Origin of the sequence: Streptomyces humi, from assembly GCF_001005085.2 — a bacterium.
GTDB classification, from domain to species: Bacteria; Actinomycetota; Actinomycetes; order Streptomycetales; family Streptomycetaceae; genus Streptomyces; species Streptomyces humi.
This window is the reverse complement of the sequence record NZ_LBMU02000078.1, coordinates 13,776-34,684: the sequence shown is the minus strand read 5'-3', so window position 1 is coordinate 34,684 and position 20,909 is coordinate 13,776. Positions and strand designations below refer to the sequence as shown.

The following is a 20,909-nucleotide window of genomic DNA, read 5'->3' as shown; positions in this document are numbered from 1 at the left end:
CTGAGAGCCTACGCTCGCGTACTCCAAGTCCAGACCGCCGGCGAGTCATGGACGCTCGCGGACACCCCCACGGCCGCAACGTCGTCATCCCGGTCCCGGTGAGAGGCGTGCAGCATGACCCGGACTTTCCTGCCGATCAAGCGGACCGGGACCGAGTGGCGGTTGGTGCGGACCGTGATCTGGCTGTAGCGATCCACCCGTGGCGTGAACAGGCGGCCAGCCTCGAACGGCTCGTCCGGCAGAAGCGCCAGCAGCGGCTGTTCGACGGCGAAGTACTCGTCGATCGTCCGCGGCCTCGCCCCGATGCGCCGGCGCCCGTCGTGGCGGTCCCACTGATCGACCAGCTCGTTCAGCTCAGCGACCGAGGCCACTTCCGGGACAGGCGTGAAGTGATTGCGGCGGAAGTAGCCGATCTGCCCCTCGACCCCGCCCTTCTCGTCGGCGCCTTCGATGCCGGGCCGGCGGTGGAAACTCTCGATACCGAAGTGGGAGCGGAACGCGATCCAGCGGTCCGTCTCCACCCGAGCCCGGCTGAGCCCCAGAACCTGGGCGACCGCAGACTTCAGGTTGTCGTAGCGGACCTTGCTCCGCGGAACACCTCTGATATGCGGGTCTCGATGTCAAGCCTCCCGTTATGTCTGAGAAGCTGGCAAGACGTTCTTTGACGACGCGTCGAGCTGGGGAATATCGCGAACGTTCACAGAGTGTGAAGTACACGGAGCGTCCCCGCTTGGTGTGCTGGGCCTGACCCTTGGCGACGAGGTTTTCGACGGTGGTGCGTACGACGGTGTTCTTGACGCCACGTTCGGGATGAGCCTGGTTGAGGGCGGCGGTGATCTGGACGGTGGAGCGTGGTTCGCTCTGGTCAGCGAGGTGTTGGCGGATCAGTTCGATCAGCGAGGGTTGTTCCGCTGGTGAGGGCGCGGCGGTCTTCTTGGCCGGCGTGCGGGCTCGTTTGCGGCTGGGCAGCCGGGGCACCCCGTCCCTGCCGATGCGTCCACCGTACGACCGTTCGTCGGGCTCGAGGCCGCGAGGACCTCTCAGCTGGCTTGGCCGATGGTCACGGTGCGGGATCCAGGGGCAAAGCCATCAAAGGACTGTTCCCAGGACTCGCCTGGCCAGTAGTAGGTCACACGGCCCTCGGACGGCCGGTAACGGGCGGTGTAGACCGTTCCCAATCCCTCGTCGTACGCGGATTGATACAGCGGTCGCTTCAGCATCGCCGCCACGTCCGTACCCGCTGCACGAATAGCCTTCAGCCGCTCTTGGGTCCGGGAGAACCGCTCCTGCTCGTCGGGGACCGGCAAGTGCTGGTGGTTGGCAGCGCAGGCATCCGCTGCCCCAGTCATCGGAATGTCCGGTCCCACGAACACGGTCACTGCCTGCTCGGAGTCGACGAGAGTGACGTTCTGCGGGATCGCGATCGGTATGGACCGCAGTCTGCCGAGTGCCTCGTCAACGGTGTCACACGTCTCCAACAAGTAGCGCAGGACGATCAGAATGGCGAAGCCGGGGCCATGGACGAATCGCCCCCCGAAGGTGAGTGACACCGCGAGCCCGGCGTCGTTCATCCCGTCCAGCAAGCCCCAGGCGGCATCCTGCATGCCGATCACCGGTCGGAGGAAGTGGGAGGAGACAATGGTGCCCTCACACTCATCGGGGCTGAAGTCGTAGTTGCGTAGCAGGGTGCCACTGCCGCCGATCTGGGTGCAGCCCGAGAAGAACGGTCGCAGGGCGGCGAGGGTGAGGAAGGTTGCCCCTTCGGGCCGGTCGAGCTGACCGGCGAGGCGGTCGAGAACTGGAACCAGCTCCGGCATGTGCGCCTCGAACAGCTTCCGAGCACGGCCCGCGCCCTCTGACGTCCGGCTCTCCTCGGTCATCCACCCCTCCGCGAGCGGCCACAGGGCCTGTGTATGGGTGGCCCATCGCCCGTCGCTCCCGTCGCCGACCTCGATAGCCCGGAAGGTCTTCTGCTGTTGGCTCATGGCTGCCGTTCCCTTGTGGACGTCAGGTCAGGTGACGGCAACCTAGCTAATTTCGCAGGTAATTGGGTCTGATGCAGGTTCGGGTGACAGGTTTGACCTGCCCCACCTCTCAGGTCCCGGCCCGCCGCGTCCGGCTGCTGACCGCCGGTGAATCCGCGGGCCTGGTTGCGGCGTGCCTCGTGACAGCTCATGACAACGACCGGCCGTTGAATCGGCCGGTCAGTCGCTCAAGACGGTCCTACGTCCACTCCATGCCCAGTTCTCGCAGTGCGGCCAGCTGGTCCTGGGCGAGCTTGTCGCGGCGGGTCTTGGTGTTGGAGACCCATACGCCCAGCTTCACGGTCACCGGCTCCGTCTCGCCGTCGACGGTGATCTGTTCGCTGGCTCCGCGCGGCACCGGACGGTCTGCGCCTTCCCGCTCCACGCACTGGGCGAGGGCGGACCGGAGCTCAGTTCTGTCCACTGACGATGTCCCCCGTCGGATAGACGTTGATCTGCTGCAAGGGCACGGACACGCCCCAGGGTTGGGCCGGGAGCGGATCCGCAGCGGTCTTCACCGGCGGTGCGGGCACGTGGAGGCCGTGCGGTATCGCTATCGACAGTCCCTGGCTGGGCTGGACCGCTTGCGTCTCCGCGGTGGCCCCCTCGGTCGACGGCGTCGCGCCCCCCACCTGACCGCTGCGCCACCGGATCACCTTCAGCAGGGAAGAGGGCGGCCCCGCGACCCCGTCCACGCGCAGCAGGTAACCGTTGGTCAGGGCGCCTATCGAGTCGTTGTTCGGCGGCATGCCGCCCGCGGTCAGGATGTGGAGTGGCACGCCTGGTGGCTTCTGCGGCTCGAATTTGCTCCGGTCCTGAAGGACTTTTCGCAGCACCCGGTAGGTGCCGTGGTGCTCCAGGCAGATCTCCAGACCCAGTTCCGTCCCATGGGCCTCGATGATGTGGTTCCGCCGATCGCTGTAGCCGTTGATCCGTGGCCCCATCGCCGGGTGCTGGCCGGGCGTGAGGGCGATGGGCACCCCGTCGATCCCCGACGCGTCCTGTTTCTCCAACCGGAAGGTTCTGCCCTGCGGTCCGCCGAAGACGACCACCGCGGTGTTGAAGTAGACGGGGCCGGTCGACAGCTGTTTGAAGTGGACCACGGTGCCGCAGACGAATACCCAGTCCGCGAAGACCTCGTGCCGGAACATGCGCTCCAGCTCCGACATGATCACCTGCGCCTGGGGCTCGCTGTAGGCGTAGGCCTGCGCGGGGAGCGCGGGGCGGAAGTAGAACTCCGGTGCCGTGAAGATCTTCAGAATCCCCTTGATGCCCCACCGCCTCGCCTCGCCGCCGTCCACGTAGGTCCGCTCCACGACGGAGGCGAACCGGTCCAGGCGCGAGTGCGCGTCGGCCAGCTCAGCGGGGTTCGCGGCACCGGGGTGGCGCGGGTCCGGGGTGCCGACCCTCCCGCCCTGGAAGACCGGGCGGGGCCCCGCATCCCAGGCAGACAGCACGTTCGTCCCGTCATAGGCACCCGTCGGCACCTCGTACGCGAGTAACTGGAACGTCTTGAACAGACCCATTGCATCCCCCCTGTGACGGATTGTCCGCCAACAGCAAGAAGGGTGATGGTAGACAAGGTGATTGCGCTAGTGGGTGCGGCCGTTAATTTGTCGGGGATGGCGGTTGGGGCCAAGCTGTAGTCGCCTCCTGCACTCCGGGGTCGGACAGCACGAACGAAACGGCCTTCTCCGCCTCCGTGAAAGCGCGGTGCGGACGTGCCGCCGTACGGCGTCCCGCACACGCTGCTCTCCGTCGCGCCCGGTCATCACACCGCGCCTTCCACTGCCGCCCACTCCATGCCCAGCTCCCGCAGGGCGTCCAGCTGTTCGGTGCTGAGCTTGTCGCGCCTCGTGCGGGTGTTCGATACCCGTACGCACAGCTTCACGGTCACCGGCTCCCTCTCGCCGTCGACGGTGATCTGCTCGCCGGCTCCGCGCGGCACCGGAGGGTCTGCGCCTTCCCGCTCCCCCCATTGCGCGAGGGCCTGTACGCCTCGCTGGAACGCCTGTTGGGCCTTGCTCGGGTCCTTGTCGACCGCGCAGCCGCCGGGGCGGGGGACGGCGCCTCAAGCGGTGTGACGCCCAGCCTGGAGAGGCGCTCCTGCTGCTCGGTGGCCAGCTGCGCCCAGGTGCTCGCCTCGCGTTGCCGCTGGAGCCATCGGCCCAGGTCGTCGCCTTCGAACAGGACACCCGGCTGGATGGCCGGCAGGACGCCTTCGGCGTCGACCAGGTCGGCGAGGACGCGGTAGTGGCGCTGCCAGTCGAGCGGCCACGGGCAGTCCCAGTCCGGGTCGATCGCCGCCAGCTGTGCCGCCCGCACCGCGGCGCGCTCGGGATCCTTCCCGAGGCCGCCCTTCCTGCGGAGTACCTGATAGGCCAGGTTCGGGCGGGGATGGCCGTGGCTGGTCAGGGTGGGTGGATGAGTTCATGATGGTTGGCTCCGTCGTGAGTGGAGGGGAGAGCCGGGTCTCGGAAGAGCCCGGCTGAGTCAGCTGCCGACGTGATGGTGAGGACTTGCCGGGCCCGGGTCAGGTACCGGCTGCGGGCGGCGGCGATGGCGCGGAACTGGTGGACGTGCCGGGCAATGGCTTCGTTCTGTAGCGCGGTCTCGGTCCGCCACCAGGTCCGGACCAGGCCGGTGAGCTGTTTGCATGTGACGTCGGCCCGGGCGGTGGCGATTTCGGCGCGGCTCGCGAACCTGGTGTTCCAGCGGGGATCGTCGGCTGCGGTTGCCGGGTCGGGATAGTGGAAACCACGTCAGCGCATGCAGGTGTTCCAGCGACGGCCGGCGCTGGTGACCGCGTGCGACCGGCGTGCGAGGCCGTAGCTGGTGGTGGTGATCTGGTTGAGCAGGTCCCAGGGGACGTCCGGCACCTGTGCCAGCAGACGTGTGTGGGCCTGGGAACGGCAACCCGGCCGGTGCGGGGTGCCGTAAGCGGCTGCTCGTTGGCGGGGGCTGAGCCCGGCGTCGCGTTCGGCGCTCTGCTGCTCGCGCCGGGACAGGTCGGGGTCGGGAAGCTCGTGATACCCGTATCGCGCGGCGACTTGGGGCTCGATGGGACCGTACCGCAGTCGGTTCGGGGTGAACGGCGAGGGGTGGCGGGTCAGTTGGGGCCATCTCAGGTGCAGGCGCGCCATGCACGCGGCGGTGAGCCGGTCCTCCGCGGACAGGATCAATGCCGTCTGCGGTGTGTCGAGGGTGTAGGCGTCGACGGGGAGGAGCAGGGATTTCGCCTCCTGGTCGGCCGCGGGCACGGGTACGGCCGGGGGAGGCGAGCGGCGGCTGCCGGACACGGTGGGCAGCTGGTGCAGGCAGGCCAGCGCGAGGACGATGGCGGCAAGTACGGCGGCGAGAGCGGCGATGCGGCGGTGACGCATGGCTGGCCTCCTGGGGTGTCGAAGAGAGCGGCGCCCCGCCGCACGGTGACGGCGGGGCAACCGCGGATCGCACAGTTGCAAAGCGCTCAGCACTCCTGCCTGAGCGAGCGGGCCGCGTCGTTTCCGACCGCGTCGTTGCTCAGGTTCGCGTCCTTGGTGTGCGGGTAGGAGCGCGTGCTCACGCCGTGGAAGTTCTTCTTGCGGAACAGGCTCCAGTAGCAGCCGCCGGTGTTCTTCACCGAGGTGATCTGCTCGTCCACCTTCGACCCGTTGTCGAACTTGTTGTTGGACAGGTCCTTGTCGGAGGAGCAGAACTTCTTCCAGCCGCCCCGGTAGCCGGCGTCGCGGTAGGTGTGCAGCGGCCCGTTGCAGGAGGACGCGGAGAGGTTGCTGGCCGGGCCGTGGCCGGCGGGGGCGGGAGCCGCGGCGACGACGCCCCAACTGAGCGTGACTGCGGCGACCGCGATGGCGGCGTGCCTGGCATGGCGCATGTGATCTCCCTGGGTTGATGGATGGGGTGCTGTCTGGGCCCGGTCAGAAGGCGTTGGCGTTGAGGGCCTTCTGGAGCTGGGTGGTGGTGCTGGTGTCCCAGGTGTCCTGGGGAGTGAGCCCGAGGTGCTTGTTGAGGGCGGTGACGGTGTCGGGTCCGGTGACGCCGTCGGCAGTGACCCGCAGGTAGGTCTGAAGGGCCGTGACGGTCAGCGGGCCGAAGGCGCCGTCGACGTCCAGCCCGGCCGCCGTCCTGCTGTTGAGGGCGCGTTGCAGGGCGGCGCAGGTGGCGGGCCCGAACTGGCCGTCCACGGCGAGGGGTGCGGGGGCCGCGACGAGGGCCCTGGGCTTGATGACGCCGCTGTGGCCGGCGAGGGCGGCCTTCATCACGGCGGCGGTGTGGGGCCCGTACTCTCCGTCCACGGTCAGCTTGTGCCGGGACTGGAAGGTGCGCAGGGCCTTGTCGGTGGCGGCGCCGAACTGGCCGTCGACGGTGAGGCCGGCCTTCTGTACGGTGTTCAGGTCCTTTTGCAGGGTCTTGACCGCCTGGCCGGTGGAGCCCTTGCGCAGGATGCCGTCGTGGCTGGGCATCGGGGCCGCACCGTCGTAGGCGGGGCGGCCGTAGCCGACCACGCAGGCGCGGCCGCGGACCCGGCGGCGGAAGGCGTCGGAGGTGTTGCCCTCCAGGGTGGTGATGGTGCCGTTGGAGTGGACGGCCTCCACCAGGCCGACGTGGTCGATGCCGCTGATGGAGCGGCCTCCGGAGAAGTCGAAGAAGACTACGTCGCCGGGGCGGATGCCGCCCAGACCGTAGTGCCAGCCGCCGTGGCTCTGGAAGGCGCGGGCGTGGGCGGTGGTGAGGGCGAACTTGCCCATGACGGCCTTGAGGTTGTCGGAGTGCGCGGCCTCGTAGCTGATGGACATGTCGCACCACGGGCCGGAGAAGCCGTACCACGAGGTGATGAGGTTGTGGTTCGAGCCGGGCGGGTGCTCGGTGGTGCCCAGCAGCTTGCGGGCGGCGGCGATCATTGCGTTCGCGGTTCCCATGGCAGGTGTCAGAGCTCCATGTCGTCGGGGAGCGCATCGAGGTCGGAGGTGACCTCGTGGGCGGGGTCCTGGCTGACGCCGGTCTGGTCGGGGTCGATGTCGAAGACCCCCGCGCCGCCCTGCGGGTAGGGCGGCGTCTGGTCGTTCTCGCTCATGTGCCGGCTCCTTGTCTGTTCGCTCGGGTGGTGGGCCGCGCCGGTTCGGTGCGACCGCCGTGCATCACCGAGTCCAGCGGGCCGGGAATTGAATGGGCAGCCGGTTTCGCCGCCCTGAACAATGGCCGCGCCGCAGGCCACGGCCAGGCGCTGCGGCAGTGGCCGAAGCAGACGCCATCGGATTGCGCTCCTGCCACGAGGTTGCGTACGTTGTCCGGCCTCGCGCCGCGTCCACGGGGGAAGCGGGCGGCTGGAGGGGTGAGCCGGTGATGGCGGGACGTCCTGAGAGCCCACTCGATCCCACCACTGGGCCGGTGGCGCGGTTCGCGGCCGAGTTACGCAAACTCCGGGCGGAGGCCGGGAGCCCGACCTACCGGGTGATGGCGCAGCGCGCGGGCCACGGGACGAGCACCCTGTCGCAGGCCGCCGGCGGCGAGCGGTTGCCGACCCTGCCCGTCGTCCTCGCCTACGTCCGTGCCTGCGGCGGCGATCCGCAGGAGTGGGAGGAGCGTTGGCGGCAGGCGGCCGCCGAAGCGGCGGCGGAACCCCGCGCCGAAGAGGAGGACGTCGAGCCTCCGTACCGGGGTCTGGCCCGGTTCGAGCCGGGCGACACCACTCTGTTCTTCGGCCGCGACGAGCTCACCGACCGCCTGGCCGAGCTGACCCGCTCCCGCCGGTTCACCGCCGTGTTCGGCCCCTCGGGCAGTGGCAAGTCCTCACTCCTGCGGGCCGGCCTCATTCCCCGCCTCCGCACCCCTGACCCGGCCGGCCCACAGCCGGCCGCGCTGCGCGTCCTCACCCCTGGCGACCACCCCCTGCGCACTCATGAGCAGCGGCTGACCCCGAAGGACGGCAACGGGGACACGTGGCTGATCGTGGACCAGTTCGAGGAGCTCTACACCCTCTGCCACGACCCGGACGAGCGCGACCGGTTCATCGACCGCCTCCTGACCGTCACCGATCCCGGGAGCAGACTGCGCGTCGTCATCGCCGTACGCGCCGACTTCCTCGGCCGCTGCGCCGAACACCCTCGGTTGACCGCCGCCTTGCAGGACGGGACCGTGCTCGCCGGGCCGATGAGCGGCGACGAACTACGCCAGGCCATCGTCAAACCCGCACAGGCCACAGGGCTGATCGTGGAACGCGGACTGACGACGCGCATTCTCAACGAGGTCGAAGGGGAACCCGGGGCCCTGCCGCTCATGTCGCATGCACTGCTGGAAACCTGGCGGCGCCGCAAGGGCCGGGCTCTCACTCTCGAGGCCTATGAGTCCCTCGGCGGCCTGCACGGTGCCATCACCCGCACCGCCGAAGACATCTACGACCGGTTCACGCCGGACCAGGCCGGCCTCGCGCGTCGGATCCTGCTGCGCCTGGTCACCCCGGGAGACGGCGCACCCGACACCCGCAGACCCGTCCGCCGCGAGGAGTTCGGCTTCGGCGAGGCCACCGACACCACGACGGTCATCGAGCAGCTGGCCCGTGCCCGACTGCTCACTCTGGACGGCGAGCAGGTCGACCTCGCTCACGAGGCACTCATCAGTGCCTGGCCTCGTCTTCGGAGTTGGATCGACACCGATCGTGAGCGGCTGCGTGCCCATCGACGGCTGACGGAGGCCGCCGCTGCCTGGAAGGCGCTGGACCGCGATCCCGGTGCGCTGTACCGGGGCACGCTCCTGGCCGCCGCGGAAGAGGCGATCCCCGCCCAGGAGCGGGAAGCGGTCCTGACGGCCCCGGAGGGCGCGTTCCTCGCCGCAAGCCTCCAGGCCCGGCGCCGCGAGCGCGCTCGCCCGCGCATCCTGGCCACCGTGGTGTCCGTCCTGGTCGCGCTGGCCCTGACAGCAGGAGTGATCGCCTGGCAGCAGAACCGGACCAGCACCGTGCAGCGCACCCAGGCGACCGCCCGCAGGGTCGCCGCCCTCGCGGACAGCCTGCGCTACACCGACCCGGTCACGGCCCTGCGCCTCAGCGTCGCCGCCTGGCGGATCGCCGACACGCTCGAGACGCGCTCGGGCCTCATCGGCGCCCTCGCCCAGAAGGAACAGGACACTTTCGCGCCCTCCGGCGACGACGTCAGCCAGTACTTCATGACCCCCGACACCCGCACCCTGGTCGCCACCAGTGGCGAACGCGTGGTGCGCTGGGACGTCAGGACGCACCGCAGGATCGGCACTTTCCGCGGTCTGGGGGAGAACGACATGTACGACGTGGACGACGTGAGCCCCGACGGGCGCTACCTCCTGATGCTGGGCACAGACGCTCGCGTATGGGACATCGTCGCGGGCAGGTACGCCGGGGCAGCCATCCCCCTGCACACCGTCAGCTCCGGGGGGTTCGACCCCGGCGGGCACACGTTCGAGGTCACCGACAGCTCCGGCGACATCAACCGCGTCCAGGTATGGGACTGGCGACGGCACCGGCTGCTGTTCGAGCGGCAGGGCCGGAACGTCCAGGACGTGACCATCAGCCCCGACCACCGCCTGGCCACCGTATGTGAGACGGGTCGGCCGATGCAGGTGCGGGATCTGGTTCGGCACCGTGTCCTTCCCACGCCCGGCGGACCCAAGGGCACCGATATGGGGTGCTCCGCCCTCTTCAGCCCCGACAGCCACCAGATCGTCGCGGCCATGCCCGAGGGAGGACTGCGTCTGTGGAACCTCCGACCCGACGCCTCCGGCCCGCACAAGGGCTACGACATCCCCACCAGCTTCGGTGACGACGCCGGGGTCGGCTACGCCGACATCGCGGACATGTCCTTCAGCCAGGACGGCCGTTTCCTGGCGACCGCCAATGACCAGGAGATCCGGCTGTGGCGGCTGTCGGCAGACGCGTCCGGCCCCGTCTTCCGCTACTCGCTGCCCTCCGGCGGCGACCAACGTCTGGGTCTCCTGGGGCCTCTCGGCGTGGATCCGGACGGCCACACGATCCGCTACATGACACAGTCCGGAGAGGACTCCGTCACGGGAACCACGGTGCGCACTCTGTCGGTGCGCGACGCCACCGCCCCTGGTTGGCGTGACGAACAACGGCAACAGGCCCAGTTCAGCCCGGACGGCCGGACGCTGGCCACCACCTGGCGCAGCGGACACATGAGCCGCTTCCGCCTGACGGACGCCCGCACCGGCCGCACCCAGGCGGACCTGCCGGGCATACAGTGCCCCGCGAACCCGGACGAGCCGGGAGACGGTCCTCAGGACTGCGGAGAGCTGATGGCCTTCAGCAGCGACGGCAGCACCTTCGCCTACACGGCCAGCACCGGCGAGGACTCCCGCACCACACAGCGGGCCGGTGTGTGGGACGTACGCGCCCGCCGCATCCGCGCGACCGTCGACCTGGGCCGCCCCACCAACGCCCGGGGCGTCGTGAGCGCCATCGCTCTCGGCCCGGACGGCCGAACGCTGCTGATCTCCCGGCTGACGGACAGCTACCACATCGAGTCCTGGGACATCGAACACGGTGTCAGAATCGGAAGGCCGTTCACCGGGGGAGGAGACATAGTCGCCGTCCGCCCCGACGGCACGTACATCGCCACCTCGGACGGACACTTCGGCGATCCGTCAGCGCGGCGCCTCACCGGCCGACGCCTCGCACCGGACGCGACCGCGGCACTCGCCTTCAGTCCGGACGGCCGCTACCTGGCCGCCGGCGACCAGTCCGGCCGGGTGACCCTCTGGGACGGCGAAGCCACGCATCGCCTCGCGGTACTGGCCGGCAGTTTCACCGACGCCCGGCAGGACTCCGGCGCAACCGTTCGGTCCCTGGCCTTCTCTTCCGACAGCCGCACCCTCGCCGTAGGAGGCGACGACGGCACCCTCCAGCTGTGGGACGTCCCTTCCGGCCAACGGCTGGGCTCGGCGCTGCCCACGGCCGACGAACCGATCCTCTCCGTGGGATTCGACGAGGACGGCGAAACGTTGCGCACGTCAGGCATGTACGTGCCGCTGTACGCCTATCCCAACGACCTGCCCTCCCTCGCGGCGCGAATCTGCCGCCGTGCCGGGCACGGGTTCACTCACACCGAGTGGGATGACTACGTCCCGGAACTGCCCTACCGCAACATCTGCTGATGGGGCGCCAGAAGGAAGCGCAGGATCGCCGCCGCCGGCCCGTACAGCGCGACGGTGGCGGCCGTTCGGCCCGCGCTCTACCGAGCCACCCTCACCGAGGGACTGGCCGCATAGCTCGTCTCCACGCTGCGAGGGATTGACACCCGTGGGCCCGTCCTGATGGCTGAGAGCAGTGCGGACATATTTCCCTGGCCGCCCGCACGTGGGCGTGCGGGACGATCCGGGCCGCCGACTGCTGGACGAACTTGACGACCACACCTGCCAGATGAGGGAGGAGTACCTCAAGGTTCCGCAAGTGCACACCTGACACCTTGTCAGGCAACCTTGCCGTCACGGGCCCGATCACAAGATCTTCGCCAGAGCCTAATTAGGCTCTGGCGAAGATCTTGTGACGGTCGGGCGCCGAAGCCCTAATGATTCACTTCGGTATGGGCGCGGGCACCGACTTCGCGGAGTTCGGCCACCATGGCGGTGGCGACTTCTTCCGGCACGTTCTCGAGGATGCTCGTCGGAAGTTCGCTGATGAGGGACTTGCAGTGCCACAAACTCAGCCCGGTTCGCCTGTGAAGTAGCTTCACGATCTCAATGGCCCGGGGGCCAGAGTCAGTCAGAACTACTGTGTGCGGCAGGTCGTCGCAGACCAGCAAGAACGATTCGCTCACCGTGTCCGATCCCTCCATCAGTCCGCAGCATATGGCGAGGCTCGGCGATCATGCCAGGATGCGTCTGCGGAGCAGTTCGAGGTTGGCCCGCCCGTAGCCCATCCGTTTGAGGAGCTCAACCCTGGTCACGTGGCCTTCGACCTGGTATGGGGAAGACGCGCTCCATCAACCCGCCTATTACGACGCCGATATGAGTACACCCGTTTGGGGGATCCAGCACTGGCACCACCGCTTCTGATCGTAGGCGGGGTCCCAGCGGATCATCCCGGCGTCGGCGGGGAGGACACGGTCCCCATTTTCCTTAATTCCGTCCTCAGTCAACCAACTTGCTATGCAATCGGGGTGAAAAAGCCTCAAATGGGCAGAAGGCTGGTTGTTCAAACGGCCGATGGTGCGTCAATGGCCCGGGGGATGACCCCCTGGCCTGAATGAATTCCCCTTCGGCAAACCATGACCTTGATCACGGTGACTTGTGCATGGGTGTGCTGATGTTGCATCTGTCATGACCAAGTCATGGGCAACTCATAGGTTTGCGAGGGGGATTGACGGAGTGAGACTTTTACGAAGGTCGTCGTGGCGCCATGGCGCTGCGGGTGCCGTGCTCGTGTTGTTGGCGGGGATAGGCACTGCGACAGCAGCTCCCGTGTCACCGGCGCCCGGTGTGGGGGCTTCCCCCGCGGAGGTGGCGGCCGCCGGTCCGCAGAATCTGGCGGCCATCGCCGCTGGGGGTGCGCGGCCGGTGTCGGGTAAGGCTCCGTCGGCCGGCCCCAAGTTCTCGAAGTCGGGCACGGTCTGGCGGGTCATCGCGCCGGAGGCGGTGCTGCGGAACACGGTGACCGACGCGGACGGCGATACCGCGAACCTGACGTTCCAGGTGTACACCACGAACGAGGACGGTACTCCGAAAGCACAGGTGGACCTCGACGGGGCGGGCGGGTACGGCGTGCTCGTGTCGCCCTTCGTGGCTTCGGGCGGAACGGCGAAGGTGACGGTGCCTTACGGCATCCTGAAGCCCGGCGTGCTGTACAAGTTCCGCACCTCCGCCTTCGACGGCAGCCTGTACGAGACGACATGGTCGGCGTGGGCGGACTTCCGTATCGAGCCGTACATGAAGTTCCCCGCCCCGCAGGCGTCGTCGACGATCGACCCGGTCGCGCAGGAGAACGTCGAGTTCACCCGGACGGATCCGGGCCCGGCTCTGCCGACGCTGGACGCCAATGGCGCGGTGAAGCGGGAGGCGACCCAGGCGCGTACCTGTGGCAAGCCCGATGCCGAGGGCCGCAAGGTCTGCATCGAGCTGTCCCCTCCTACCGCGGAATCGAAGGCGTGAGCCGACAAGCGCACCGAGGCGCTGCGCGAGGCGACAGAGACCAAGGCCCGCAAGGCCGGCAAGTCTTCCGCCGAGGCGGCTGCGGTCGCGGCTGACGCGCCGTTGGCGGATCTGGTCCCCTGGTGTTCGGACGAGCCGGTCGGCACGGACTACATGAACCGCACCGACGCGTGCATGAAGAGCATCGGGTCCGGAACCCTGGTATTCGTTGACACGGAGGACACGACCATCGGCTCCGCCACCTTCGACTTCGAACAGCGCATCAAGACGTACCCGAACAAAGCCGCGGGTGGTTCCGACTTCGCGGAGTTCGACCAGCAGATCCGCATCATGCCGGTGGCCATCTCGCCGGAGCTGAAGGGCGTCACGCTGCGGTGGAACACCCAAACGACCTGCGCAGCGTGTGTGACATCGGTGACTCGGTGGGCCGACGACTTCAACAACGCGGCAGGTGACAACGCCTACTGGGACGCAAACGACTGGAACGCCTACACCGACGGCAGGTGGGGCACCCGCGCCACCACCTGGAACGGCACGGGCAAGGAGACCATCGACCTCGGTTGGTCGGTGACCGCGAACGTGGACGCCAGCACCACCGCGACCGCGACCGCGGACTTCGGGACCTCCGGAACTCCGGCGGTAAGGGAGATCGCGCCGCGCTGCGACGACTATCTGACGCCCTCGCTGCCGGGCTGTGTGCTGCCGCACTTCAAGCCGACCTACACGGTGGACACCAACAAGTACCCGGCCGCAGGCGCCTACTACTGGTACATGCAACAGGTGATGCCCGACCACGCCGGCTCGAAGCGATGGGACTCACTCCTGCACTACCTGGGCCCGGACACCCCCCTCACCAACAGCGCCGGCAACAAGTGGACGCAGGCCAACAGCCGGAACGTCATCTGCGGTAGCGGCTCCGCCTGGACCATCCACCCGTCCGACGCATCCGTAGGCTCGGTCGACTGCGATGAGTACGCGATGGCAACGACCCACGAGTCCGGCGGCTACCCGCAGAGCGTCAACCTGGTGACGTCGGGCACCAAGTGCGCCCAACTGTTCACAGACAAGATGGGCGACGGCTCGGCGAACTCCGGCCTCCTCGCCGACACGCGCACCGCAACCAACGGGCCGAGTGGCACGGAGCGGTGCGGGCGCGCAGCGATTTCGAGCACGCAGAACGAGGAGGCGTTCAGCAGCTACCCGGCTCCGGCATGGCGGCTCCTGGACGGCGACGGATTCTTCCTGAACCTGCCGGGATACGAACACTGCACGTCTACCGCAACCACCTGCACGTGGAGCAAAGTCGGCTGACCCAGTCCGAAGGGGAGTGCGCAAGAACGCGGAGGGGCCGGCACACGCAGAGCCGGCCCCTCCGGGGTCGGTCAGCCGGCCACAGGCCGCCACCGACTTTCCTGAGCCGGGTCGATGCTGCTGAGCCATACCAGCGTCCCGCCGATCAGGCCCGGCTTGTCCCGCGCGGCGAGGGCAGGGGCCTCGAACATGTCGGCCGTCTCTTCCAGGTAAGTGACCAACGTGTCGAGTACCTCACCAGGGGGCTCGTTGTAGCGGGACCAGGAGCCCATATAGCCGGTCGCAGCGTCCAGATACAAACCCGCGGTGCTGTCGGCCGGGCCCAGGGCGACCACCGGAATCCAGGTCGCCCTCCACACGGTGATCTGTTCCTCTTCGGGACGGTTGGCGTTGAGGGCGTCCTGGTGAGCCTGGGCATCCGTCTTCAGCCGGTAACGGGAGGCCACGGCGTCCAGGTTCATCAGAGCCATGTTGCCGGGGAGACAGCCCCAGCCGTCAGCCCCGTCGTCGCCTCCCGTCAGCATCCACAGGGTGCGCAGCTCGACGGGTATCGGGATGCCGAGATCCTCTTCCAGAGCGGCGACAGCGTCCGGGCCGGCGCCGGTGCGGAGCGCGGCATAGGAGTCAGGGGCGTTCGACTGGAGCCAGGCGGCGATGCGATGCCAGGCATCAGCGACCTCCCTCACTGCGACCGCGGCAGCGGCAGGGTCGGCGGGCTCCTCCGGCTCGTGGGCGTCCGTGGAAGGCTCGGTGGCCTCTTCCGTGGAAGGCCCGGCGGAGGGCGCTGCCCGCAGAAACCGGATCTCAACTCGGTCCGGCTCGCGTATGTAACCGACAGACAGGTCGGGGCAGTCCTCGAACATGCCACCGTCGACCGTCACGGTCAGGATGCCGGGCAGCGCCGAGGGTCGGCCCATACCCGGGTCGTCGGCCAACTGGCCGGCCACAGCCTTCAGCGCGTAGAGGACTCCTGCCCCGAGCTGGGCGGCGATGTCGCGTACGTCCGGCTGGATTTCGACCTTCACGGCCTGGCGCTCCCTGGTGGTCGGATGGAGGGCGTTGCTCCTTACACACTAGGCCCCGGCATTCAGCTCGGTGGCTGGATCACTGAGCAATCGGCGGCAGAGCTGAGTGTCAAGCGGTTGCCTGCCAACTGCACCGAAGATTCGGCTTGTGCACCGTCTGCTCATCGAGACCGGCGTGCTCATGTCGCCCTGCGGTGCCGCACGCCTCAACCGCAACGGTCGATCTGCTGGCCAGATAGTCGTCGCATGTCCTGCCTTTGAACCAGTGAACGGGGTCGCGTCCCATGAAGTGGTGTAGCCGGGCAGGGTCCCGGAACGCGCGGGTGTCTGCCCGGGGCGTGCATCCGTTGGCGGTGCATGCTCCCTCTTGTAGACCATTCCGTTGATGACCTGCTTCAACCGCACCCTCCTCGACGAGTGGGCCTACCTGCGGCCCTACACCTCAAACGACCAACGAGCGCCGCTGTCAAGACCGACGGTGCAGCTGCCGTCATCTCGGGTCACTTCGGGGGAAGGGGTCGCCGGTCGGCCAGCGTTCCGGCAGTCCGAGAGCAGTGTGGACGGAGCGATGCGCGGGCTGGTGCTTGACCTGGATCCCAGCCAGTTGCGTGGTTGCCCAGGTAGGGAAGGTGGGGGCAGGAAGCGAGGCGGGATCCGGGCTTTGCCAGAGAACGGGAGTGTTTTTCGTCCAGGTCCAGGGGGCTGGGTTGTTCACGACGAGCACGCCGCTGACACGGCTGTGGGCATGGTCGTAGGTGGCAGTCCAGTAGCCATCGGGCTTTCTGCCGAAGGTCGATCCGCTGTCGTAGGCGTACTCGACCGTACTCCTGTACAGAGCTCTCTCGATGTCCTCATCTTCGGGGAAGTCGGCTGCATGGCCTACTGCCACGATGAATGGCAGCTCCAGGTCACCGTAGTTCCCACCCTTATATGTGACGGCGTCGAGCACTCGCTCCGCTCCGTCCTCGCCCGCCCATGCCGAAGGGTAGATGCCGATTGTCCTGCTGGATGGATTGCCACGTTTGCCTGGGCTGCGGAGGATCGCTTGAAACGTGAGGCACCAGCCAGCCTCTTGCCAAGATCACTGGGAAGCGGCACCTTGCGCTCATGGTCGGCGATGACCTGGTCGGGGTCCAAGCTTGCAAGCCATCGCGTCAGCCCGGACTTCAGCCGTCTCTGCGGCGGCGTTACCGTACCGACGCTGTGGAGTTCGCACGAGACGAAGAAGTTCGGACTCGGCAAGCGATCGATGGCGTCGCTCAACTGCGGTGGCAGCGAGGAAGACCCAGTGTCGCGCTTCTGAGCCTTCCAGATCGCCTCGACGACGAACTGCTCGTTGCCGCGAGTAACCAGGAAGTCGGGCTTGTAGCCACCCGTTCCCGCCTGCCGCTCAACCTCCACACTGCAACCAGAACCGAGCAACATCTGGTGCAGGTACAACTCCCACAGCGCAGAGTAGACGTTCGTGTCGGAGTTTCGGTCCTGTGATGGCGACAGCGGCGTACGTGAGGCGGCGCCCGACGTGGCGGGGAGACTGCTTGCCGCCTCAGGAGGCGAGGCGCTCCCCGTGGCCGGCTTCCGTCAGCCATCTCGGTGCGCGGGTCCTGATCCGTCACCTTCCGTCGCCGCGGAGGCCCGCATCCGCTGCTCCTCGCGAGCAGAGCCGACGTCCCGTTCCAGGGGGGTTCGGCTCACGGCTGTCGCGAGGTCGTCCAAGGCCTGTTTTTGCAGTTCCGCTTCGCGCCGCACGACCGGGCTCCCGTTGCCGGCGGTGGCGTCCTCCCACGCGTGGAGTGCCTCCTCCACGCGTCCCCAGTCCGGATTCCTGTGCTCGCGCACGGCGGCTGCTGCCTTCGAGGTGTCCGTCTCCAGGGCCTCGGCGAATCGCTCCGCCTCGGGGACGAAATGGCTGTCGGCCCGCGGGACGTGGCTCTCCATGAGCATCGCTGCCCGGCCGAACCCCTTGAGCGCCTCCTGTGCCTCCTGCGCCTCGCGCGACGTCAGACCCCTGGGGCGAACCGGTTCCTGCCTTGCCCGGTCGTATGCCTCCTGCCAGGCGGCACGTGCCTCCCTGCTCTCCAGCAGTGCCCGGCGCATGTCGGCGTGATGCTCCCGGGTCGGTTCGGCGTAGTTGCGGAGCACCGCGGCCGCGTAGCGGCCGTTGGCGGCGAGCCAGTCCGCGAGCCGGCCCGGCAGTCGGGGTGTCTCCCATGCGGGGAACACCACGTACGCCAGCATCGCCAGCGCCCCGCCGAGCAGGGTGAGCACCACCCGCTCCGGGACCGTCTGCTCCCATGCCTGGCCGCCCATGCCGAGCAGGAAGACGACGTACGCGGCGGTGAAGCACTGGGAGTAGGCGTAGCCGGTACGGTTCAGCGTGTACGACAGGCCCGCTGAGACCACCGCCAGCGCGCCGGACACATGGGCGTCCGGGCCCAGGGCCCGCACCATCCCGGTGGCGAGTGCGACCCCCGCCAGGGTCCCGGCGAGACGGGCCACCGCACGCGCGTACGTCCGGTGGAAGTCCGGCCGCATCACCATCACCGAGGCGATGGGCGCCCAGTAGCCGTGGCCCAGGGGCAACCGGGCGGCGATCAGACAGCCGAGCGTGGCCACGGCCGCCAGGCGGACGGCGTGCCGGAACACGGGCGAGTCCCGGCGCAGCTCACGGCGGACCGCCCGGACGACGACCGGGGCCAGCCGGAGCATGGTCGGGCGCACCAGGAACTGGGCGCCGGCGGGGCCGGGCGGCGTGGGCGTCCTCCCGCGCACGCAGCCGCTCCCGGCGATCTCCAACGCCTCGCCGAGCAGTTCCACGAGCCGCTCGGCGGCCTGCCGGGCGGGGCCCTCCAGTACCTCATGCTCCTCGTCGACGCACAGGACGTCGAGGCTCTCGGGCCGCACCTCTGCGGGAGTGCCGCGTCGGATCGTACGGGCGGCCGCGTCCAGGACGTCGGCGGCCGCGTCGAGCAACTCCCGCGCGCGGTCCCGCCCGGGTCCCTCCGCCGGGGCGCCCACGTCCGGGTCGGCGAGCGCCGCGACCACCGGCCGAATGCGCTCGGCGAGTCCCCGGGGGCCGTGCAGGACGGGGGGACGGGTGCGGGCCTGTGACGGCGTCACGGCAGCCGCGTCCCGGGCCGTCATCAACGACTCCGGGTCGAACGGGGCGGTCGGGTCGTGCCGCAACCGGCGGGCGTAGTCCGCCACGGCGGCCAGAGCGTCGGCGAGCGCGTCACGATGCGCTCCCCAACGGCGGATCGGGAACAGCAGGATCAGCACGGCCTGCGTCACGCCCCCGAGTGCGATGATCCCGGCGTGCTCCAGGGCTCGCCCGACGCTCGTGGGCAAGGTGATGGTCACCAGCATGCTGCCCACGGTCGTCGCTGCGACGATCCCAGCGGTCGATCCGACGGCCCACGCCATTCCCGCGGCGAAGGCCCATACGGCCAGCAGTGGGAGGAACGTCACGAGTCGCCCCGCCGCCAGGTAGCCCACGAAGGTGCTGAGCGCCAGACCCGTGCCCGCGCCGAGCGCGACCACCTTGCGTGGACGCCAGCTGCGCTGGAAGGTGGCCCCACCCGCGGAGTAGGCGCCGAGAGCGGCGGACGCGGCATACGCAGGGGATACCAGCCACAGCGTCGGCCCGACGACGATCGCCACCCCAGCGGCTGCGCGCAGCGCGAGCAGGGGCTCCAGCCGCGTCTCCTCGATCGTGAGCCCGGATCGTGCGACCTCCCCGAAGGTCCGGAGCCACGTCACGGGTGTCCGCCTGGCCGAAACGCCCTGCCGGGGCGCGTCGGTCTGGTTGAGGTGCGGCAGCCGTCGGGCAAGGCAGCCTCCCAGGGCCTCGCTCACCGGCTGGCGGCCGCAGCCGCTGGAGGGGTGCTGCCACTGCGGACACCGCTGTCCGCCGTCCGTCCTCCAGGCCGGAGCGCGGGCGATCGTTGTTGGTTCAGTTCCGGCCGGAGCGCGGCGACTGCCCCAGTCCCGCCCGGGGGACGGGCAGATCGCTACCCCTCCCCCGGACCGGTCCAGGGATACAGGGGGCACGGGGGCCCCGGGTTTCTTACCGCTTGTGGCCGTTGCCGTGTCCGTTGGGGTGCAGGACGACCTTGGTCCAGCCGTCGTCACGGGCGTCGAAGTGCTCGTAGGCGGTGGGGGCCTCGTCCAGGCTGAGCTCGTGGGAGACGACGAAGCTCGGCTTCGCCTTCCCACCGGCGATCAGGTCCCGCAGGGCCCGGTTGTACTTCTTCACCGGCGCCTGCCCGGTCCCCATGCGCTGGCCCTTGAACCACATCATGCCGAAGTCGATCGGGACCTTGCCCTGGGCCTCCAGCTCACCCTGGGCCTCAGCGCCGCCGGGGTCCTGGGGCAGGAACACGCCCACCACGCCGATGTCGCCGGTGAACCTGACCGAGTCGATCAGTCCGTTGAGCGTGAGGCTGGCGTCCTCGTGCCCCTGGGGGTCGTGTGCCTGGTAGCCGACGCATTCGCAGCCGTTGTCGGCGCCCAGACCGAGGGTGGCCTCCTTGACGACCTCCGACGGGTTCTGCTCGGCGGTGTTGATCGGGATGGCCCCGATCTCCTCCGCCTTGCGCAGCCGGTCGGGCTGGTGGTCGGCCGTCCAGACGCGGCCGGCGCCCTTGAGGAGGGCGGAGTAGGTCGCCATCAGCCCGACGGGACCGGCTCCGAAGACGATCGTCTGGTCACCCGGCTTGACGTGGGCCATCTCGGTGGCGTGATATCCGGTCGGGAAGATGTCGGCGAGCATCACGTAGTCGGTCTGCCGCTCGGCGGCGTCCTCGCCCAGACGCAGCGCGTTGAAGTCGCCGTAGGGCACGCGCAGCAGCTCCGCCTGGCCGCCCTGGTAGGGGCCCATCTCGGCGAATCCGTAGGCGGCTCCCGCGAGGGCCGGTTCCGGCTGCATGGTCAGGCAGTAGTTGGTCAGACCCTGCTCGCACTGCTTGCAGAAGCCGCAGGCGATGTTGAAGGGCAGGACCACGTACTCGCCGACCTGGACCTTGCGGACGGCCGAGCCGACCTCCACGACCTGGCCCATGTTCTCGTGTCCCAGGGTGCGGCCGGACTCGAACGAGGTGCGGCCCTCGTACATGTGCAGGTCCGAACCACAGATGTTGGTGGTGGTGATCTTGACGATGATGTCGCAGGGATGTTCGATCTTCGCGTCCGGTACGTCCTTCACTGTGACCGTGCGCGGGCCTTCGTATACCGCTGCTTTCATGATGGCTTCCCTGATGTCGCGGTACGGCGGTGATGGGGAAGGCGCGGAGAGTCCGACTGTCGGAAGTGCCGCGACGGGGTCCGGGACTCCGGCACGCCTCCGTGGGGCCGTTCACCTGGATCAGGTGGGACGGTCGTGTTGCCGCCGGCTCCGCCAGGCGGAGCTCCGGCGCTC

16 protein-coding genes and 2 pseudogenes are annotated in these 20,909 nt (G+C 68.9%); 4 read left to right on the top strand and 14 right to left on the bottom strand.

What is annotated here, in order from left to right; genetic code table 11:
* Positions 1-8: 8 nt before the first annotated feature.
* Positions 9-521 (bottom strand): Mu transposase domain-containing protein, encoded by a 513-nt coding sequence (locus tag AAW13_RS31130; protein WP_240528790.1) that lies wholly within the window; start codon positions 519-521, stop codon positions 9-11.
* Positions 522-735: 214 nt separating this feature from the next.
* Between AAW13_RS31130 and AAW13_RS47510 the strand changes: the two genes are divergently transcribed.
* Positions 736-918, top strand: coding sequence for a hypothetical protein (locus AAW13_RS47510; protein ID WP_046734288.1), 183 nt, complete (start codon positions 736-738; stop codon positions 916-918).
* 122 nt (positions 919-1,040) lie between these two features.
* Here the strand turns inward: AAW13_RS47510 and AAW13_RS31120 are convergent, their stop codons facing one another.
* From AAW13_RS31120 to AAW13_RS46095, 8 genes and pseudogenes are all read right to left on the bottom strand, one after another.
* Entirely contained in the window at positions 1,041-1,985 is a 945-nt protein-coding gene (locus AAW13_RS31120) for an acyl-CoA--6-aminopenicillanic acid acyltransferase (protein ID WP_046734289.1), read from the bottom strand.
* Positions 1,986-2,223: 238 nt separating this feature from the next.
* Positions 2,224-2,427, bottom strand: a pseudogene (locus AAW13_RS31115) (helicase associated domain-containing protein); the annotation flags it as partial.
* Positions 2,428-2,434: 7 nt separating this feature from the next.
* Positions 2,435-3,550: a hypothetical protein gene (locus tag AAW13_RS31110; protein WP_046734290.1), complete on the bottom strand. Its 1,116-nt coding sequence runs from the start codon at positions 3,548-3,550 to the stop codon at positions 2,435-2,437.
* A 245-nt stretch (positions 3,551-3,795) separates the two neighbouring features.
* A pseudogene (locus AAW13_RS31105) lies at positions 3,796-4,394 on the bottom strand (helicase associated domain-containing protein); the annotation flags it as partial.
* Positions 4,395-4,786: 392 nt separating this feature from the next.
* On the bottom strand, positions 4,787-5,407 hold the full coding sequence (locus AAW13_RS31100; protein WP_046734292.1) for a hypothetical protein: 621 nt from the start codon (positions 5,405-5,407) through the stop codon (positions 4,787-4,789).
* Positions 5,408-5,493: 86 nt separating this feature from the next.
* Positions 5,494-5,898, bottom strand: a complete 405-nt coding sequence (locus AAW13_RS31095; RefSeq protein WP_046734293.1) for a hypothetical protein — start codon at positions 5,896-5,898, stop codon at positions 5,494-5,496.
* Between the two features lie 43 nt (positions 5,899-5,941).
* On the bottom strand, positions 5,942-6,943 hold the full coding sequence (locus AAW13_RS31090) for a peptidoglycan-binding protein (protein WP_079179037.1): 1,002 nt from the start codon (positions 6,941-6,943) through the stop codon (positions 5,942-5,944).
* Between the two features lie 8 nt (positions 6,944-6,951).
* Positions 6,952-7,098, bottom strand: coding sequence for a hypothetical protein (locus tag AAW13_RS46095; RefSeq protein WP_167391751.1), 147 nt, complete (start codon positions 7,096-7,098; stop codon positions 6,952-6,954).
* 314 nt (positions 7,099-7,412) lie between these two features.
* On the opposite strand from AAW13_RS46095, the gene AAW13_RS31085 reads away from it, so the two are divergent.
* Positions 7,413-11,165, top strand: coding sequence for an nSTAND1 domain-containing NTPase (locus tag AAW13_RS31085; protein WP_052768755.1), 3,753 nt, complete (start codon positions 7,413-7,415; stop codon positions 11,163-11,165).
* A gap of 410 nt (positions 11,166-11,575) precedes the next feature.
* Here AAW13_RS31085 and AAW13_RS31080 read toward each other — a convergent pair whose 3' ends face one another.
* On the bottom strand, positions 11,576-11,845 hold the full coding sequence (locus AAW13_RS31080; RefSeq protein WP_046734295.1) for a ribosomal protein L7/L12: 270 nt from the start codon (positions 11,843-11,845) through the stop codon (positions 11,576-11,578).
* A gap of 664 nt (positions 11,846-12,509) precedes the next feature.
* Here AAW13_RS31080 and AAW13_RS31075 point away from each other — a divergent pair.
* A complete protein-coding gene (locus tag AAW13_RS31075; protein WP_046734296.1) occupies positions 12,510-13,157 on the top strand; it encodes a hypothetical protein in 648 nt (215 codons plus the stop codon).
* A 153-nt stretch (positions 13,158-13,310) separates the two neighbouring features.
* Positions 13,311-14,468, top strand: coding sequence for a hypothetical protein (locus tag AAW13_RS31070; RefSeq protein ID WP_143145051.1), 1,158 nt, complete (start codon positions 13,311-13,313; stop codon positions 14,466-14,468).
* A 71-nt stretch (positions 14,469-14,539) separates the two neighbouring features.
* Here the strand turns inward: AAW13_RS31070 and AAW13_RS44360 are convergent, their stop codons facing one another.
* From AAW13_RS44360 to AAW13_RS31055, 4 genes are all read right to left on the bottom strand, one after another.
* Entirely contained in the window at positions 14,540-15,493 is a 954-nt protein-coding gene (locus tag AAW13_RS44360; protein ID WP_052768756.1) for an SMI1/KNR4 family protein, read from the bottom strand.
* A gap of 490 nt (positions 15,494-15,983) precedes the next feature.
* Positions 15,984-16,442 (bottom strand): hypothetical protein, encoded by a 459-nt coding sequence (locus tag AAW13_RS45650; RefSeq protein WP_143145050.1) that lies wholly within the window; start codon positions 16,440-16,442, stop codon positions 15,984-15,986.
* Positions 16,443-17,074: 632 nt separating this feature from the next.
* Positions 17,075-19,252, bottom strand: a complete 2,178-nt coding sequence (locus AAW13_RS31060) for an FUSC family protein (protein WP_046734298.1) — start codon at positions 19,250-19,252, stop codon at positions 17,075-17,077.
* A 307-nt stretch (positions 19,253-19,559) separates the two neighbouring features.
* Positions 19,560-20,735: a glutathione-independent formaldehyde dehydrogenase gene (locus AAW13_RS31055; RefSeq protein WP_046734299.1), complete on the bottom strand. Its 1,176-nt coding sequence runs from the start codon at positions 20,733-20,735 to the stop codon at positions 19,560-19,562.
* Positions 20,736-20,909: the final 174 nt, after the last annotated feature.